15 protein-coding genes are annotated in these 18,009 nt (G+C 63.3%); 13 read left to right on the forward strand and 2 right to left on the reverse strand.

Translation table 11 applies throughout. The annotated features are described in order from the left end of the window. Nucleotides 1–8: 8 nt before the first annotated feature. The 3 genes from APH25_RS13180 to APH25_RS13190 are packed head-to-tail and all read left to right on the forward strand — an operon-like array spanning nt 9 to nt 2,883. Nucleotides 9–935, forward strand: a complete 927-nt coding sequence (locus APH25_RS13180) for an ABC transporter permease subunit (protein WP_060482237.1) — start codon at nt 9–11, stop codon at nt 933–935. An 11-nt stretch (nt 936–946) separates the two neighbouring features. Next, the gene (locus APH25_RS13185; protein ID WP_060482238.1) at nt 947–1,915 is read left to right on the forward strand and encodes an ABC transporter ATP-binding protein; all 969 of its coding nucleotides are present in this window, start codon (nt 947–949) and stop codon (nt 1,913–1,915) included. Beyond that, nucleotides 1,915–2,883: a peptide ABC transporter ATP-binding protein gene (locus APH25_RS13190; protein WP_028631564.1), complete on the forward strand. Its 969-nt coding sequence runs from the start codon at nt 1,915–1,917 to the stop codon at nt 2,881–2,883. Before APH25_RS13185 ends, APH25_RS13190 begins: the two co-directional genes overlap by 1 nt. 183 nt (nt 2,884–3,066) lie before the next feature. On the opposite strand, the gene APH25_RS13195 is transcribed toward APH25_RS13190, so the two are convergent. Continuing rightward, the gene (locus APH25_RS13195) at nt 3,067–3,966 is read right to left on the reverse strand and encodes a hypothetical protein (protein WP_028631565.1); all 900 of its coding nucleotides are present in this window, start codon (nt 3,964–3,966) and stop codon (nt 3,067–3,069) included. 212 nt (nt 3,967–4,178) lie between these two features. On the opposite strand from APH25_RS13195, the gene APH25_RS13200 reads away from it, so the two are divergent. The 4 genes from APH25_RS13200 (at nt 4,179) to APH25_RS13215 (ending at nt 7,952) form a co-directional block, all read left to right on the forward strand. Continuing rightward, nucleotides 4,179–4,979 (forward strand): nuclear transport factor 2 family protein, encoded by an 801-nt coding sequence (locus tag APH25_RS13200; RefSeq protein WP_060482239.1) that lies wholly within the window; start codon nt 4,179–4,181, stop codon nt 4,977–4,979. Nucleotides 4,980–5,042: 63 nt separating this feature from the next. Further along, nucleotides 5,043–6,449 carry an FAD-binding oxidoreductase gene (locus APH25_RS13205; RefSeq protein ID WP_060482240.1) on the forward strand — a complete coding sequence of 469 codons (1,407 nt, stop codon included), beginning with the start codon at nt 5,043–5,045 and terminating at the stop codon, nt 6,447–6,449. A gap of 29 nt (nt 6,450–6,478) precedes the next feature. Beyond that, nucleotides 6,479–6,820 (forward strand): cupin domain-containing protein, encoded by a 342-nt coding sequence (locus APH25_RS13210; protein ID WP_028631568.1) that lies wholly within the window; start codon nt 6,479–6,481, stop codon nt 6,818–6,820. A gap of 52 nt (nt 6,821–6,872) precedes the next feature. Continuing rightward, nucleotides 6,873–7,952, forward strand: coding sequence for a polyamine ABC transporter substrate-binding protein (locus tag APH25_RS13215; RefSeq protein WP_060482241.1), 1,080 nt, complete (start codon nt 6,873–6,875; stop codon nt 7,950–7,952). Nucleotides 7,953–8,085: 133 nt separating this feature from the next. Here the strand turns inward: APH25_RS13215 and APH25_RS13220 are convergent, their stop codons facing one another. Then, nucleotides 8,086–9,669, reverse strand: coding sequence for a peptide chain release factor 3 (locus APH25_RS13220; RefSeq protein ID WP_060482242.1), 1,584 nt, complete (start codon nt 9,667–9,669; stop codon nt 8,086–8,088). 509 nt (nt 9,670–10,178) lie between these two features. On the opposite strand from APH25_RS13220, the gene APH25_RS13225 reads away from it, so the two are divergent. The 6 genes from APH25_RS13225 to APH25_RS13250 all read left to right on the forward strand — a co-directional run bounded on the left by APH25_RS13225 (nt 10,179) and on the right by APH25_RS13250 (nt 18,007). Continuing rightward, complete coding sequence (locus APH25_RS13225) at nt 10,179–10,889, forward strand: ABC transporter permease (protein WP_028631571.1); 711 nt, start codon at nt 10,179–10,181, stop codon at nt 10,887–10,889. A 16-nt stretch (nt 10,890–10,905) separates the two neighbouring features. Continuing rightward, nucleotides 10,906–11,817, forward strand: coding sequence for a glycine betaine ABC transporter substrate-binding protein (locus tag APH25_RS13230; protein ID WP_060482243.1), 912 nt, complete (start codon nt 10,906–10,908; stop codon nt 11,815–11,817). Beyond that, nucleotides 11,814–12,467 (forward strand): ABC transporter permease, encoded by a 654-nt coding sequence (locus tag APH25_RS13235; protein ID WP_028631573.1) that lies wholly within the window; start codon nt 11,814–11,816, stop codon nt 12,465–12,467. The genes APH25_RS13230 and APH25_RS13235 overlap by 4 nt, the downstream gene beginning before the upstream one ends. Beyond that, complete coding sequence (locus APH25_RS13240; RefSeq protein ID WP_028631574.1) at nt 12,464–13,621, forward strand: betaine/proline/choline family ABC transporter ATP-binding protein; 1,158 nt, start codon at nt 12,464–12,466, stop codon at nt 13,619–13,621. Before APH25_RS13235 ends, APH25_RS13240 begins: the two co-directional genes overlap by 4 nt. Nucleotides 13,622–14,090: 469 nt before the next feature. Beyond that, nucleotides 14,091–15,254: a type III PLP-dependent enzyme gene (locus APH25_RS13245; RefSeq protein WP_028631575.1), complete on the forward strand. Its 1,164-nt coding sequence runs from the start codon at nt 14,091–14,093 to the stop codon at nt 15,252–15,254. Nucleotides 15,255–15,451: 197 nt separating this feature from the next. Then, nucleotides 15,452–18,007, forward strand: coding sequence for a sulfite reductase flavoprotein subunit alpha (locus tag APH25_RS13250; RefSeq protein WP_060482266.1), 2,556 nt, complete (start codon nt 15,452–15,454; stop codon nt 18,005–18,007). Nucleotides 18,008–18,009: the final 2 nt, after the last annotated feature.

An 18,009-nucleotide genomic window follows, 5' to 3' on the forward strand; every position in this document is an offset into this window, starting at 1 on the left:
GCCACGCCATGAACAACCCGATTGCAAAACCCGTGTCGCCGGCAAGCCCGGTAGACCACAGCCTGCTCTACCCCTCGCCCTACAAGGAATTCTGGCAGGCCTTCGCCCGTAACAAAGGCGCAGTGATGGGCCTGGCATTCATGTGCGTGGTGGTGTTCTGCGCACTGTTCGCACCCTGGGTCGCGCCCCATGACCCCAGCGAGCAGTACCGCGACTTTCTGCTGACGCCGCCGGTATGGCTTGAAGGCGGCACCTGGAAGTTCATCCTGGGCACCGACGAACTGGGCCGCGACCTGCTTTCGCGGCTGATCCAGGGTGCGCGGCTGTCGCTGCTGATCGGCCTGTCGTCGGTGGTGATGTCGCTGATCCCGGGCATCCTGCTGGGCCTGCTGGCCGGGTTCTTCCCGCAGCTGCTCGGCCCGTCGATCATGCGCCTGATGGACGTGATGCTGGCCTTGCCCTCGCTACTGCTGGCGGTGGCCATCGTCGCCATCCTCGGCCCTGGGCTGATCAACACCGTGATTGCCATCGCCATCGTGTCGCTGCCTTCGTACGTACGCCTGACCCGCGCCGCCGTCATGGGCGAACTGAACCGGGACTACGTCACCGCTGCGCGCCTGGCCGGTGCCGGGCTGGGGCGGCTGATGTTCGTCACCGTACTGCCCAACTGCATGGCCCCGCTGATCGTGCAGGCCACGCTGAGTTTTTCTTCAGCCATTCTCGACGCGGCAGCCCTTGGCTTCCTTGGCCTGGGTGTCCAGCCACCCACGCCTGAGTGGGGCACCATGCTCGCTTCTGCCCGCGACTACATCGAGCGCGCCTGGTGGGTGGTGAGCCTGCCCGGCCTGACCATTCTGCTCAGCGTGCTGGCAATCAACCTGATGGGCGACGGCCTGCGCGATGCGCTGGACCCGAAACTCAAGAACGCCGCCTGAGGAGCACGCCCATGTCACTGTTGCAAATCAACAACCTCAACGTGCGCTTTGGCGATGCCAATGCGGTGCCCGTGGTCGACGGCCTGGACCTGAGCGTGCAGGCCGGGGAAATCCTGGCCATCGTCGGCGAGTCCGGCTCTGGCAAGTCGGTGACCATGATGGCCCTGATGGGGCTGATCGACGCCCCCGGGCGCATTACCGCCGACGCCCTGACCTTTGACGGCACCAACATGCTCACCCTCAGCGGCCGCCAGCGGCGCAAGGTGGTGGGCAAGGACATCGCCATGGTCTTCCAGGACCCGATGACCGCCCTCAACCCCAGCTATACCGTGGGCTATCAGATTGAAGAAGTGCTGCGCCAGCACCTGGGCCTGAAGGGCAAGGCGGCGCGCCAGCGTGCCCTCGAGTTGCTGAACAAGGTCGAGATTCCGGCCGCAGAAAGCCGCCTGGATGCCTACCCTCACCAGCTGTCGGGCGGCATGAGCCAGCGGGTGGCAATCGCCATGGCCATTGCCGGCGAGCCGAAACTGCTGATTGCCGACGAACCCACCACGGCCCTGGACGTGACCATCCAGGCACAGATCATGGAGCTGCTGGTGAACATACAGCAGGAGCGCAATATGGCGCTGATCCTGATTACTCACGACCTGGCGGTGGTGGCCGAAACGGCCCGGCGCGTGTGCGTGATGTACGCAGGCCAGGCCGTGGAGGTGGGCCAGGTGCCGGAGCTGTTCGACATCCCGGCCCACCCCTACACCGAGGCGCTGCTGGCAGCGATCCCCGAGCACAGCGCCGGCGCCGAGCGGCTGGCCACGCTGCCCGGCATCGTGCCTGGCCGCTATGACCGGCCCCAGGGCTGCCTGCTGTCGCCCCGCTGCCCCTATGTGCAGGACAACTGCCGGCAACAACGCCCGGCCCTGGAGGCCAAGGCCCACAGCCAGGCCCGTTGCTTCTACCCGCTGAACCAGGAGGTGGCGTGATGGCCGTCGTTCTATCCGCCCGGGACCTGACCCGGCATTACGAAGTGTCTCGCGGGCTGTTCAAGGGCCATGCCCTGGTGCGTGCACTGAACGGTGTGTCGTTCGAGCTGGAAGCCGGCCAGACCCTGGCAGTGGTGGGCGAGTCCGGCTGTGGCAAGTCGACCCTGGCCCGTGCGCTGACCCTGATCGAGCAACCCACGTCCGGCTCCCTGCAGATTGCCGGCACCGAGGTCAACGGCGCCAGCAAGGCCGAGCGCAAGCAGCTGCGGCGCGATGTGCAGATGGTGTTCCAGAGCCCCTACGCATCGCTGAACCCGCGCCAGAAGATTGGTGACCAACTGGCCGAGCCGCTGCTGATCAACACGTCGCTGAGCAAAGCCGAGCGCCGTGAAAAAGTGCAGAAGATGATGGAACAGGTGGGGCTGCGCCCGGAGCACTACCAGCGCTATCCGCACATGTTCTCCGGTGGCCAGCGCCAGCGCATCGCCCTGGCCCGGGCAATGATGCTGCAACCCAAGGTGCTGGTGGCGGACGAGCCGACCTCGGCACTGGACGTGTCGATCCAGGCCCAGGTGCTGAACCTGTTCATGGACCTGCAGCAACAGTTCGGCACCGGCTATGTGTTCATCTCGCACAACCTGGCGGTGGTGCGGCACGTGGCGGACCAGGTGCTGGTGATGTACCTGGGCCGGCCGGCAGAAATGGGGCCCAAGGCCGACATCTACGAAAAGCCGTTGCACCCTTACACCCAGGCACTGTTGTCAGCCACCCCGGCTATTCACCCGGACCCGCTCAAGCCACGCATCCGCATTGCCGGTGAACTGCCCAACCCGTTGAACCCACCTGATGGCTGCGCGTTCCACAAGCGCTGCCCCTATGCCACTGACCGGTGCAGCAAGGAACTGCCGGGGTTCCGGCAGGTGGGGACGCGGCAGGTGGCATGCCACTACGCCGAGCAGTTCCTGTAACGAATCGGGCCGCAGGTTCAGGCGGCCCGGCAAAAACAAAAGGGCCGCTTGCAGCGGCCCTTTTGTATTCAGTGCATGTTGTCAGTGCATCGATCAGTGCACGAACAATGCGATAAGAATGATGATTGGAATTGGGATACCCAGCATCCACAGTAGAATCGAGCGCATAGTTATTCTCCTTGCTTATCGTTGAATGGTGCGGTGAGCGACGTAGTCGCCTTCAACCCACTGCACGTGATCGCGGCGACGGCCACCGTACAGGGCGGCGACGCTGGCGAAGAAGGCGCCGCACAGCAGGGCGACGAAGGTCCACAGGGCAGTCCATGCGGCCACTTTGGCAGCGGTGTCGGCCGCCTGCTTGGCGTCGGTCTTGAGCTGCTGGATCTGAGCCATCACCTGGTCCACACGGGCTTCGGCTTCAGCCTGGGTCATGCGGGTACGTTGAGCCACCAGCTGTGCCAGGTAGGCGCGGTCTTCCGGGGCCAGTGCACCGTCACCGGCAGCACCTTTGGCAAGAATGCGGGCCGCTACACCATTGGCAGCATCATCGCTGACCGGTGCCGGGCCTTCGCCACGGAACAGGCCATCAACGAAGTAGCCCAGGGAGTCGTCCGAGGCTTGCGAAGCCGCTGCACCGCCTGCCGCTACCGTTACACCCGCTGCCTGCGACGCAGCACTGGCGCCGGCACCTACCAGGTTGCCTGCGGTACCCAGTATCAGCATGGCCGCCACCAGTGTGGCGACAGCCCAGGACAGGAAGCCATGCGCAGTATCACGGAAATACACTTCATCGCCATGCAGGTTCGCCCATTTGACGCGCAGGCGACCGGCCAGGTAGCCACCCAGGCCGGAAGCGATGATCTGCGTCACCAACAACCAGACAATGGTGGAAATGCCCAAGGCTTTCGCGCTTGCCCCCTCATTGGCCCAGGGCGAGGTGGCCGCAAAGCCAAGCCCCGCACCCAGCACTACCAGTATGAGAGATACGGCGGCTGCAGCAGCGGCGCCAGCGAAGATCGCCGCCCAGGAAACACCTGAGCGGCTTTGTGTATCGACAACGGAGTAGTCGGCAGAGGGGATCATGATGTGTTCGCCTGTATGTTGTTAGCGAGAAGTCCATTCGCGCAGTAAACGTTGCAGCGGCTGTGCCAGTTGTCACAAAAAATGACGTCTATACAAATCAAGCACTTAGAAAAAAACGCCATGTTTTCATCGTGCAAAATGCGCGAATGGGCTGCCGGGGTCAGGTGTTCTGCATTCTTGTGGCAAGCCGGGCGACGAGGCATCATTTGCCCATGACCCTACCCGATGGCGCGGCCCAGACGCCGCTCACTGCCGATACCGTCCTGCGCTACCACCTGCGCTGGAAGTACCGTGACCTCGATGGCGTGCTGGCCCTGTACCACCCCGATATCCAGTACCACGACTTCTTCCAGAACCGCGTGCTGGGGTACCAGGACTTGCGCGACTACGTGCGCGCCTGCCTGCCCCACGCGGCCGGGGAAGACATCGTGCACAGCGACCGGATACGCGTTGACGGCTGTACCGCATTCATCCAGTACCAGGTCACTGTGCAAGGGGGGGATGGGCTGGTGGCGTTCCAGTCCAGCGAGGCGATCACGGTCCGGGACGGACTGATCTGGCGGGTGAATGAATACGCTACCCTGGTGCGCCAGGACGGCAGCCCCCACAGCGGGGGTGGTTTACGCCCGGCCACCAGCCGCCTGGGCCTTTCACCCCGCCAGCTGTCGACCATGGCCCAGGACCTGGAGCATTACTTCCAGGGGCATCGCCCTTATCTGGACCCGGAACTGGACCTGCAGCAGGTGGCCGACGCCAGCGGCTACAGCCGCAACCAGATCTCCTACCTGCTGAACCAGGTGCTGGGGCAAAGCTTTTACCGCTATGTGAACCAGGCGCGCCTGCACCACCTGATGGCGACCCTGGACGAGGACAGCGCCACCACGCCCATCGACGACCTGGCGTTCAGCGCCGGTTTCAACTCGCTGTCGGCATTCTATAAATGCTTCCGCGAACACACCGGCCTTACGCCCAAGGCGTACCTGAAGCAGATTTCCCTGCGTGCACGCACGTAAGACAACCGCCAGGGTTCGCCACTAGGATCGCCACATACCCCGCCGGATGTGGAGCCCGCCCCGATGCAACCCCTGCGCAGCCTGAGCTTGTGGATGGACCAGCTTGACGAGCCGCTGTGCGCTCGCCCGGCCCTGCGCGAGAGCCTCGAGGCAGACGTGTGCATCATCGGCGCCGGCTACACAGGCCTGTGGACCGCCTATTACCTCAAGCGCCAGGCGCCCCAGCTGAAGATCGTGGTGATCGAGGCCAACATCGCCGGCTTCGGCGCGTCAGGGCGCAATGGCGGCTGGCTGATGGGCAACCTGCTGGGTGAGGACCGCCTGCTGGCGAGCCTCTCGCCGCAACAACGCCGGGCCAGCATCGACCTGCTGCACGCCATTCCCGACGAGGTTGGGAACGTGCTGCAGCGTGAGGGCATCGACTGCGACTACCGCAAGGGGGGCGTGCTGTACTGCGCCGCCCGCTACCCGGAGCAGGAGCGCAGCCTGCGCGCCTACCTCGACGACCTGTATCGCCAAGGCATGACCGAGGACGACTACCGGTGGCTGCGCCCCGAGCAGCTGGACGCCCAGGTGCGTATCAGCAATGCCTATGGCGCCATCTACAGCCCGCACACCGCCACCATCCAACCGGCGAAGCTGGCCCGCGGCCTTGCCCGTGCCGTAGAAGCCCTGGGGGTGCCGATTTATGAGAACACGCCCGCGCTTGACTGGCGGTCGGGCGAGGTCAGCACGCCCTTGGCACGCATCCGCTGCCAGTGGATCGTGCCGGCAGTGGAAGGCTATGCGGCCAGCCTGCCACCGCTGGGCAAGCATCAACTGCCGGTACAGAGCCTGCTGGTCGCCACCGAGCCGCTACCCGACACCACGTGGGATGAAATCGGCCTGGATCGGGGGCAGGCATTCAGCGAAGGCAGCCGCCAGGTCACCTATGGCCAGCGCACCACCGACAACCGCCTGGTTTTCGGCGCACGGGGCGGCTACCGCTTTGGCGGCAGGCTGCGGAACGACTTCAACCTCCAAGCCCATGAAGTGGAACTGCGCCGCTACCTGTTCAGCGACCTGTTCCCGCAGCTGCGGCACGCGCGCATTACCCACACCTGGGGCGGCAACCTGGGCATGGCCCGGCGTTTCCGCCCGCACATGCTGTGCGACCGCCAGCGTGGCATTGCCCTGGCGGGCGGGTACGGCGGTGAGGGCGTGGGGGCCACCAACCTGGGCGGTCGCACACTGGCGGCGCTGATTCTGAACCAGCACAACGCCCTCACCGGCCAGCCCTGGGTGCACGACAACCGCCCGCTCGCCAGCCTGGCCAGCTGGCCGCCCGAACCCTGCCGCTGGCTGGGCTACAACGCCATCATCCAGAGTTTCGTCCACGAGGATCGGACCCTCGCCAACCCGGCTACCCCGCCTTGGCGTCGGCGCCTGGCCAGCCACCTTGCGGACTTCATGGAAGGCTTCATGCACTGACTTCCCTTCACCCAGACAGGACCTCGTTCATGAGCATCACCCAGTTCAAACAGACAGACACGGCTGTACTGCAAACCAGCAACCCGGTGGCGGTGCCGCTCGGCGAACCCGTGGCGGTCACCTCGGTCACCTGCGTGGAACGCAGCGACGGGGTGGAGACCGGTATCTGGGAGTGCACCCCGGGCCGCTGGAGGCGGCAGATCGTGCAGCAAGAGTTCTGCCATTTCATCAAAGGCCGCTGCACCTTCACCCCCGACGGTGGCGAGCCCCTGGTGATAGAAGCCGGAGACGCACTGATGCTACCGGCCAACAGCACCGGCACCTGGGACATCCAGGAAACCGTGCGCAAGACGTACGTGCTTATTTTCTGATCCGCTGATCGCCTGCCTTCGATAACAACAGACAAAGCAAGGTAAACCCGACATGCGCACACTCCTGATCGCCCCCCTGATGCTGGCCGCCAGCGTGGCCGGTGCCGCCGAAACGGTAAAGATCTACAACTGGTCCAGCTACGTCGCGCCCGACACCCTGAAGAACTTTCAGCAAGCCACCGGCATCGTGCCCACCTATGACGTGTACGACAGCAACGAGACCCTGGACGGCAAGTTGATGACGGGCAATTCCGGGTACGACGTGGTGTTCCCTTCCAACCACTTCATGGCCCGGCAAATCCAGGGCAAGGCACTCAAGCGCCTGGACAAGTCGCAGTTGCCCAACTGGAAAAACCTTAACCCGGTGCTGCTCAAGGCACTGGAGGTCAATGACCCAGGCAACCAGTATGGCTTCCCGTACCTGTGGGGCAGTACCGGCATCGGCTACAACATCGACAAGGTCAAGGCCGTGCTTGGTGACAATGCACCGGTCGACTCCTGGGACTTGATTTTCAAGCCTGAGTACATGAGCAAGTTGAAGCAGTGCGGCGTGGCGGTGCTGGACAACGGCCCGGAGCTGCTGCCAATCGCCCTGCACTACCTCGGCCTGCCCCACCACAGCCAGAACCCGGCGGACTACGACAAGGCCAAGGCGCTGCTGATGCAGGTACGGCCCTACATCAGCTACTTCCATTCATCGAAGTACACCGGCGACCTGGCCAATGGTGATATCTGCGTCGTGGTGGGCTTCTCGGGGGATGTACTGCAGGCCAAGAACCGCGCAGAGGAAGCGCATAACGGGGTAAAGGTCGGCTACTCGATCCCGAAGGAGGGTGCCCCGCTGTGGTTCGACATGGTGGCAATGCCGGCCGATGCACCGGATGAAAAGGCAGGGTATGCCTACATGAACTACCTGCTGGAGCCGCAGGTGATGGCCAACATCAGCAACTATGTGCAGTACGCCAATGGCAACCTGAACGCTGACGGCCTGGTGGACCCGGCGCTGAAGGGCAACAGCATGATCTACCCGAGCGAAGCGGTGATGGGCAAGCTCTACGCCCTGGAGGCCATGCCCGCCAAGATCGACCGCATCCGCACCCGGATATGGACCAGCATCAAGGCCGGCAATTGACAGCGGCCGCAAGCCGCACAAGCCACCAGCTTTAAGCTGCAAGCTGCAAGAAGCGCAGGCCGACACAGGTCCGCTTCTTCTTGTAGCTTGCAGCTTGAGGCTTGAAGCTGCTGACAGCTGCTTTCAGCAGCTGTCAGTGGTGCTCGCGGGTAGCGCGGAACTTGATGTCAGGCCAGCGCTCTTCCATCAGTGCCAGGTTGACCCGGGTGGGTGCCAGGTAGGTCAGGTGACCACCACCGTCGATGGCCAGGTTTTCCATGGCCTTGTTCTGGAAGTCCTCGAGCTTCTTCTTGTCGTCGCAGGTGATCCAGCGCGCCGACCAGACGGTGATGGGCTCATAGGCGCACTCGACCTTGTATTCTTCCTTCAAACGGCTGGCCACCACGTCAAACTGCAGCACACCCACGGCGCCTAGGATGATGTCGTTGCTGCGCTCGGGGAAGAACACTTGGGTGGCGCCTTCTTCAGCCAGCTGCTGCAGGCCCTGGCGCAACTGCTTGGACTTCAGCGGGTCTTTCAGGCGCACGCGGCGGAACAGCTCCGGGGCGAAGTGCGGGATGCCGGTGAAGCCCAGCGCCTCGCCCTCGGTGAAGGTGTCGCCGATCTGGATGGTGCCGTGGTTGTGCAGGCCGATGATGTCGCCGGCAAAGGCCTCTTCCAGCTGTTCACGCTCGGAGGAGAAGAACGTCAGCGCATCCCCGATACGCAGGTCCTTGTTGGTGCGCACATGGCGCATTTTCATGCCTTTTTCGTACTTGCCCGAGCAGATGCGCATGAAGGCAATGCGGTCCCGGTGTTTCGGGTCCATGTTCGCCTGGATCTTGAACACAAAACCGGTGAACTTCTCTTCCACCGGCTCCACGGTGCGTTCGTGTGCTGCCCGGCCCAGCGGGCGCGGCGCCCAGTCGACCACGGCGTCCAGCACATGGTCCACACCGAAGTTGCCCAGCGCAGTACCGAAGAACACCGGCGTGAGCTGGCCATCGATGAACTCCTGCTGGTTGAACTCATGGCAGGCGCCCTGCACCAGCTCAAGCTGCTCGACGAACCCATCGTACTGATCGCCGAGGTGGGCACGGGCCTCGTCGGAGTCCAGGTGCTGGATGATCTTGGCTTCGGTGCGTTCGTGGCCGTGGCCCGGCGTGTACACCACGATGTAATCGCCGGTGAGGTGGTACACACCCTTGAAGTCACGGTAGCAACCGATCGGCCAGGTAATCGGCGCGGCCTTGATCTTCAACACCGCCTCGATCTCGTCCAGCAGTTCGATCGGGTCGCGGATGTCGCGGTCGAGTTTGTTGATGAAGCTGACGATGGGGGTGTCACGCAGCCGGCACACATCCATCAGGGCGATGGTGCGCGGCTCGACGCCTTTACCGCCGTCAAGCACCATCAGCGCCGAGTCCACCGCGGTGAGGGTACGGTAGGTGTCTTCCGAGAAGTCTTCATGGCCGGGGGTGTCGAGCAGGTTGATCATGTGCTCGCGGTACGGGAACTGCATCACCGAGGTGGTGATGGAGATACCACGCTGCTTCTCCATTTCCATCCAGTCGGAGGTGGCGTGGCGGTCGGACTTGCGCGACTTCACGGTACCGGCGACGGAGATGGCCTTGCCCATCAGCAGCAGCTTCTCGGTGATGGTGGTCTTACCGGCGTCGGGGTGGGAAATGATTGCGAAAGTGCGGCGCTTCGCGACTTCGGCGGCCTGGTTGGTCATGGGAAATCGCCTGACTGGGGGATGAAAAAGGGGCGGTATCATACCTGAAATTGGCCCTGGACTAAAACCGGAGGAATCAGCTGTGCCTGCGCCGGCCGCTTCGCGAGTGAACCCGCGCCCACAGCCGGCACTTGTGGCTTACCAGCCAATGCCAAGCCACACGATAAATGCCTGATCCTGACAAAGGGCCGCAGGGCAGTTATTTCAACGCCTACAGCGTATTTAACCGCTGCTTTTTCTCGCTAGAATTCACCTGAACCAGTGATTAACACTGGCCAAATGCCGCCTCAGATGGGAACCTTATGCCCCCCGGAGACGTCCACTCCCCTGCAACCCACCTCGGTTCAGGGCTGGTTTCACCAGCATTCACGAGCCTGACGGGGCTCGACTCATGGCATGACCGCCCTGCCCTGCAGGCATCACGCTGCTACTCGCGAACACACCACCCGCCGCCCGATCGGGCCGGCCAAGAAGAAGTGTGCTCGCCGACGACAATAAGGAGTCCACCTGTGGCGAAACGCTACGGAAAAGGGCTGTTGGGATGGGCCACCGTGCTCGTCATCCTGGCCCTGCTGGTCCACTGGATCGGCCTCGACACAATCGCGCGCTATCGCGACGATCTGACGTTCTACCTGCAAGCGCACCTGGTGCTGGTGCTGGCTTCGATGGCGGCGGCACTGGCCGTGGGCATCCCCGCCGGCATTGCCTTGAGTCGACCGCACAGGGTCGACAAAGCCGAGCGCTTCATGCAGTTCTTCAACGTTGGCAACACCATCCCCCCCCTGGCCGTACTGGCCATCGCCCTCAGCGTTCTGGGCATCGGCGCAGGGCCTGCGATCTTCGCCCTGTTCCTCGCCTCCCTCCTGCCCATCGTGCGCAACACCTACGAAGGCCTCAAGAACGTACCCGCCTCGCTCAAGGAAGCCGCCACTGGCATCGGCATGACGCCGCGCCAGCAACTGTGGCAGGTGGAACTGCCCAACGCCGTGCCCATCATCGTCGGTGGCGTGCGGGTGGCCCTAGCGCTGAATGTGGGCACTGCGCCGCTGGCGTTTCTGATCGGTGCCAACAGCTTGGGCAGCCTGATCTTCCCTGGCATCGCCCTGAACAACCAACCGCAGTTGCTGCTTGGCGCAGCCTGCACCGCACTGCTGGCGCTACTGCTGGATGCGTTGGTGAGTTTTTCCAGCAGACGCTGGCTGGAACGCGGCCTGGCCTGACCACTTGAGGGAACCCATGAAAAAAGTTATCGCCTTGCTCCTGGGCGCGGGCCTGCTGTTGTCAGGTTTTGCACAGGCAGCGGAAAAACCGCTGATCCGTATCGGCGCCCGGGTGTTCACCGAACAGACCGTGCTGGCCGAAATCACCGCCCAATACCTACGCGCCAACGGCTTTGACGTTCGCGTCACCGGCGGCCTGGGCAGCAGCCTGGCACGCCAGGCCCAGGAAACCGGCCAGCTCGACCTGATGTGGGAATACACCGGCGTATCGCTGGTGTCGTACAACCACATCGACGAGCGCATGCCCAGCCCCGAGGCCACGTATGCCAAGGTCAAGGAACTGGACGCACGCAAGGGCCTGGTATGGCTCAAGCCATCGAAGTTCAGCAACACCTATGCCCTGGCCCTGCCCAGTGAAATCGCCCGTGAATACCCGCAGGTGAACACCATCAGCCAGCTGAACGAAGTGCTTGAGGCCGAGCAATCGCGCAAGCACCTGGTGGCGCTGGACACCGAGTTCGCCAACCGCCCGGACGGCCTTGATGGCCTGCAGGCGCGCTACGGCATGCACTTGGGCCGAGCCAACATCCGGCAGATGGATGCCGGGCTGGTCTATACGGCCCTGCGCAACAACCAAGTGTTTGCAGGGCTGGTGTACACCACTGACGGCAGGCTCAACGCGTTCAAGCTCAAGCTGCTGGAAGACGACAAGCATTACTTCCCCGACTACACCGCAGGGCCGGTGATCCGCAAAGCCGTACTGGACGCCCACCCCCAGCTCGCCGAGCTGCTGGCGCCCCTGGCCGACCAACTGGATGACGAGACCATGCGCCAGCTCAACGCCAAGGTGGACGTGCAGCACCAGAGCCCGTCTTCGGTGGCCGCGGCCTTCCTGCGTGAGCATCCCCTGCACGAGGTGACCCCATGAGCCTGTTCGACACGTTCGCCCACCTGGACTGGGCATTGGTCCTGCAACTGACCTGGCAGCACATCATGCTGGTGGGCATCGCCGTGGGCCTGGCCATCCTCATCGGCGTGCCGCTGGGCATCCTGATGACCCGCTTCCCGTTCCTGGCCGGCCCGCTGCAGGCCAGCGCCACGGTGCTGCTGACCATCCCCTCCATCGCCCTGTTCGGGTTGCTGTTGCCGTTCTACTCCAAGTTCGGCCAGGGCCTGGGCCCGCTGCCGGCGATCACGGCAGTGTTTCTTTACTCACTGCTGCCCATTCTGCGCAACACCTACCTGGCGCTGACCAACGTCGAGCCAGGCATCCGTGAAGCCGCGCGCGGTATCGGCATGACCTTTGGCCAGCGCCTGCGCATGGTCGAATTGCCCATCGCCGTACCGGTGATCCTGGCCGGCGTGCGTACCGCCGTGGTGATGAACATCGGGGTGATGACCATCGCCGCCACCATCGGCGCTGGCGGCCTTGGCGTGCTCATCCTCACCTCCATCAGCCGCAGCGACATGTCGATGCTGCTGGTTGGCGCCGTACTGGTCAGCCTGCTGGCAATCATTGCCGACCTGCTGCTGCAAACCCTGCAACGTGCCCTGACTCCAGAAGGAATGCGCTCATGATCGAACTGAAAAACCTCAGCAAAACCTTCAACGCCAACGGCAAGGATGTCAAAGCCGTGGACGCGGTCAGCCTTACCGTCAACGAAGGCGAGATCTGCGTGTTCCTTGGCCCCTCGGGCTGCGGCAAGAGCACCACGCTGAAGATGATCAACCGCCTGATTACCCCGACGTCCGGGCAGGTGTTCATCAATGGCGAGGACACCAGCGGCCTGGACGAGGTGACCCTGCGTCGTCACATCGGCTACGTGATCCAGCAGATCGGCCTGTTCCCCAACATGACCATCGAAGAGAACATCACCGTGGTGCCACGGCTGCTCGGCTGGGACAAGCAGCGCTGCCACGACCGCGCCCGCGAGCTGATGCACATGATCAAGCTTGAACCCAAGCAATACCTGCAGCGCTACCCCCGCGAGCTGTCCGGTGGCCAGCAGCAGCGTATCGGCGTGATCCGTGCCCTGGCGGCAGATGCACCGGTGCTGTTGATGGACGAACCGTTCGGCGCGGTGGACCCGATCAACCGCGAAATGATCCAGAACGAGTTCTTCGAAATGCAGCGCGCGCTGAACAAGACGGTGATCATGGTGAGCCACGACATCGACGAAGCGATCAAGCTGGGCGACAAGATCGCCATCTTCCGCGCCGGCAAACTGCTGCAACTGGACCACCCGGATACCTTGCTGGCGCACCCGGCAGACGATTTCGTCAGCAACTTCGTCGGCCAGGACAGCACGTTGAAGCGCCTGTTGCTGGTGCGTGCCGAAGACGCGGCAGACAACGCGCCCTCGGTAAGCCCGCAGACGCCGGTAGGCGAAGCCCTGGAGCTGCTGGACGAACACGACCGCCGCTACGTGGTGGTGACCGACGGCCAGAACAAGGCACTGGGCTACGTGCGCCGCCGCGACATGCACCGCCAGCAAGGTACCTGTGCCGACTTCCTGCGCCCCTTCAACGCCACCGCCTCCCACGACGAGCACTTGCGCATCCTGCTGTCGCGCATGTACGAGTTCAACCGCGCCTGGTTGCCGGTACTGGATGCCGAACAGGTGTTCCTGGGCGAGGTGACCCAGGAGTCGATCGCCGCCTACCTGAGCTCGGGGCGCTCCCGCGGGATGAAGACCAGTATCGTCTCGCCAGCTGAGGTGGCCGCCTCGTAACGTGCCAACTGCCAGCCGCAAACGAGGAATCGCCGGTCAGTAACAAAAAATTTATGCACAAATACCGGTACGCCCGTACCCGATAAATGTGGCCATAAATATGAACACCCCCGCGCCCTTCACCACCGGCGCTGCCCCCACCAGAAGGTGCAAGTCCTTGTGGGGGCGGGCCTGTGTACACCACCTGGAAACAGGGCTATTCCACAATTCTTTACGCTTGAAACAGCCCGGGGAACATCGGCCGGTCATACGAGTCGGTTATTCGAAGGGTGGCGGGTGTATCCACGGCGATCACGCCGGGATTGCCTGTTGATTCTGCATTCTTCACGCCCTAAAGTGCGCGCCGAACGTCCATGCTGGAAACGATCCATCCGGCTCAAGTACTGAGTAGGCGAACCAAAGTGGGGATACGGAGGGCGTTCAGTTTGCAGCCACTTAAATTTTCAGTTTGCCCATGGAGTCCCTGAGCATGTCGATCCAGGTCGAAGATTATTTCGCACGCGACACCTTCCAGAAAATGAAGGCTTTTGCCGACAAGCAGGAAACGCCGTTCGTACTCATCGACACCCAGATGATCAGCAAAGCCTACGACGACCTGCGCGCTGGCTTCGAATTCGCCAAGGTCTACTACGCGGTCAAGGCCAACCCGGCAGTCGAGATCATCGACCTGCTCAAGGACAAAGGCTCGAACTTCGACATCGCTTCCATCTACGAACTCGACAAGGTGATGGACCGCGGCGTCAGCGCCGACCGTATCAGCTACGGCAACACCATCAAGAAGTCCAAGGACATCCGCTACTTCTTCGAGAAGGGCGTGCGCCTGTACGCCACCGACTCGGAAGCCGACCTGCGCAACATCGCCAAGGCTGCACCGGGCTCGAAAGTGTACGTGCGCATCCTCACCGAAGGTTCCACCACGGCTGACTGGCCGCTGTCGCGCAAGTTCGGTTGCCAGACCGACATGGCCATGGACCTGCTGATCCTGGCCCGCGACCTGGGCCTGGTGCCTTACGGCATTTCCTTCCACGTGGGTTCCCAGCAGCGTGACATCAGTGTGTGGGACGCCGCGATCGCCAAGGTGAAGGTGATCTTCGAGCGCCTGAAGGAAGAAGACGGCATCGAACTGAAGCTGATCAACATGGGGGGTGGCTTCCCGGCCAACTACATCACCCGTACCAACAGCCTGGAAACCTATGCCGAGGAAATCATCCGCTTCCTGAAGGAAGACTTTGGTGATGACCTGCCCGAAATCATTCTGGAGCCAGGCCGTTCGCTGATCGCCAACGCCGGTATCCTGGTCAGTGAAGTGGTGCTGGTAGCGCGCAAGTCGCGTACCGCCGTGGAGCGTTGGGTGTATACCGACGTGGGCAAGTTCTCTGGCCTGATCGAAACCATGGACGAGTCCATCAAGTTCCCGATCTGGACCGAGAAAAAGGGTGAGATGGAAGAAGTGGTCATCGCCGGCCCCACTTGCGACAGTGCCGACATCATGTACGAGCACTACAAGTACGGCCTGCCGCTGAACCTGGCCATTGGCGACCGCCTGTACTGGCTGTCTACCGGTGCCTACACCACCAGTTACAGCGCTGTGGAATTCAACGGCTTCCCGCCGCTGAAGTCCTACTACCTGTAACACCGAACGGGGCCGCAAGGCCCCGTTTTCGTTGGGGCCTGCCTTCGCAGGCAGCGCAGCAGACGGGTTTTTACCCCTGGGGCTGTAAAGATTGTAAAGCCTCACGAATGTTAACCAATCTCAATTGCTGGCCACTATCACTTCCATTAACATCCCCGGGCGCCGCGCCTATGCGGCCGTACACAGGGTGATCGATGGTGGTGAAGAAGACGCTGTTCCAACTGCACTGGTTGTTTGGCATCACCGCCGGGTTGGTGCTGGCGTTGATGGGCATCACCGGCGCCCTGTATTCGTTCCAAGAAGAACTGCTACGCGCGTTCAATGGCGAAGTGCTGCGGGTCGAGGTGCGGCCCGAAGGTGTATTGCCGCCTGCCGAGCTGGTCAAACGCGTGGAGGCCCAGCAGCAGGACAAGGTGGCAATGCTGTGGGTAGATGTGCGCGAGGGCGATGCAGCCCGCGTATTCTTCACCCCCGCGCCAGGCGAGCGCCGTGGCGAACTGCGCTATGCCGACCCTTACACCGGTGAACTGAAGGGGGACGTGGTGGGCCAAGGCTTCTTCAGCCTGATGCTCAACCTGCACCGGTTTCTGGCCATGGGTGACACCGGTCGCCAGATCACCGGCGCCTGCACCCTGATGCTGGTGTTCTTCTGTTTGTCCGGGCTGTACCTGCGCTGGCCACGCAAGGCCCTGGACTGGCGCACCTGGCTTACCTTCGACTGGGCCAAGAAAGGCCGCGCATTCAATTGGGACCTGCACGCCGTGGCCGGTACCTGGTGCCTGCTGTTCTATCTGCTGTTCGCGCTTACCGGTTTGTTCTGGTCCTACGAATGGTACCGGGAGGGCCTCAACAGGTTGCTGGCCGATGCCCCGGCCGCAAGCCAGCAGCAAAAACGCGGCGAAGGCCGTGGCCGCCACGGCCCCCAGCACGTCGACAAGAACGCCCCGCCGCTGGTGGTCGATTACGACGCCATCTGGGCTACCCTCAGCAACGCTGCCGGCCCTGGGCTGGCCAGCTACAACCTGCGCCTGCCACCTGTGGGTGGGCAACCCGCCAACCTGTTCTACCTGCAGGCCGATGCCGAGCACCCCCGGGCCTTCAATACACTGGTGCTGGACCCGGCCAACGGCCAGGTGCAGCGCCATGAGCGCTACACCGACAAGTCGTTCAAGGCCCAGCTGCTGCAGAGTGTCTATGCCCTGCACGTGGGCGAGTACTTCGGCCTGGTGGGGCGTATCGCCCTGACCATCGCCAGCCTGACCATGCCGGTGTTCTTCATCACCGGCTGGCTGTTGTACCTGGACCGGCGCCGCAAGCAGCGCCAGGTACGCGCAGCCCGGGGTAATGTAGCCACGGCGAGCACGGCGGGCGACGGCTGGCTCGTCGGTTTCGCCAGCCAGAGCGGCTTTGCCGAGCAGTTGGCCTGGCAGACCGCCGCCCAGCTTCAGGCGGCAGGCCTGGCTGTGCAGGTGCGGGCGCTGGGTACACTGAAAGAGGAGGATTTGCGCCAGGCCAGGCGTGCCGTGTTCGTGGTCAGCACCTTCGGTGACGGTGAGGCGCCGGACAGCGCCCGGGGCTTCGAGCGCAATGTACTGGGCAAGGCCTTGGCACTGAACCACCTCAACTATGCCCTGCTCGCCCTCGGCGACCGTCAGTATCCACACTTCTGCGGCTTCGCCCGCCGCCTGCAGGGGTGGCTGGGTGAGCGTGGGGCCTCCTGCGCATTCAGCCCGGTCGAAGTGGACAGCGCCGACCCTGCGGCCTTGCAGCAATGGCAGCAGGCACTGACACGTCTGACCGGGGCGGAGCCGGTGACAGCGTGGCAACCGCCGAGCTTCGGTAGCTGGTCACTGGTCAGCCGCACACTGTTGAACCCGGGCAGCCTGGGGCAGCCGGTCTACCTGCTGGGCTTGCAGCCGCAGGAGCCTGCTACTTGGGAAGCCGGCGACCTGGTGGAGATCCTGCCGCTCAACGGGCCTTGCCGGGTCGAGGCATTTCTCAAGGGCCTGGCGCTGGATGCCATGGCCCCGGTGCAAATAGGCGGCCTGACCGAAACCTTGGCCCAGGCGCTGGCGGGCCGGCAGTTGCCGGTGCGCCGGGATCACTTGGTGGGCCTGCACGCGCAGGCACTGGTGGAGGCACTGGTGCCCATCGGCACCCGCGAGTACTCGATTGCCTCCATCGCCAGCGACGGCGTGCTGGAGCTGATTGTGCGCCAGGAGCGACACACCGATGGGCAACTGGGCCTGGGCTCGGGCTGGCTGACCGAATACCTGCCCCTGAATGGCTCACTCAGCCTGCGCCTGCGCCGCAACAGCGGCTTCCACCTCCCGGAAACTGCCGCGCCGATGGTGCTGATTGGCAATGGCACTGGCCTTGCGGGGTTACGCAGCCTGGTTCGCGCACGGATCAGCGCGGGCGAGCAGCGCAACTGGCTGCTATTCGGCGAGCGTAATCGGGCACATGACCTGCTGTGTGGCAGTGAGCTGCAAAGCTGGCTGGCCAGTGGCGACCTCACGCGCCTGGACCTGGCCTTCTCCCGTGACCAGGCAGAAAAGGTGTACGTGCAGGATGTATTGCTGCAGCAGGCCGATGAACTGCGGCGCTGGGTGGCCGAGGGTGCCTGCATCTATGTCTGCGGCAGCCTGCAAGGCATGGCCGCGGGTGTGGATGCGGCGCTCAACGGCATACTGGGCGAGGCAGCTGTGCAGCAACTGATCGAGGACGGGCGCTATCGGCGGGATGTGTACTAGGG

It is taken from the genome of Pseudomonas sp. NBRC 111119 (assembly GCF_001320125.1).
GTDB lineage: Bacteria > Pseudomonadota > Gammaproteobacteria > Pseudomonadales > Pseudomonadaceae > Aquipseudomonas > Aquipseudomonas parafulva.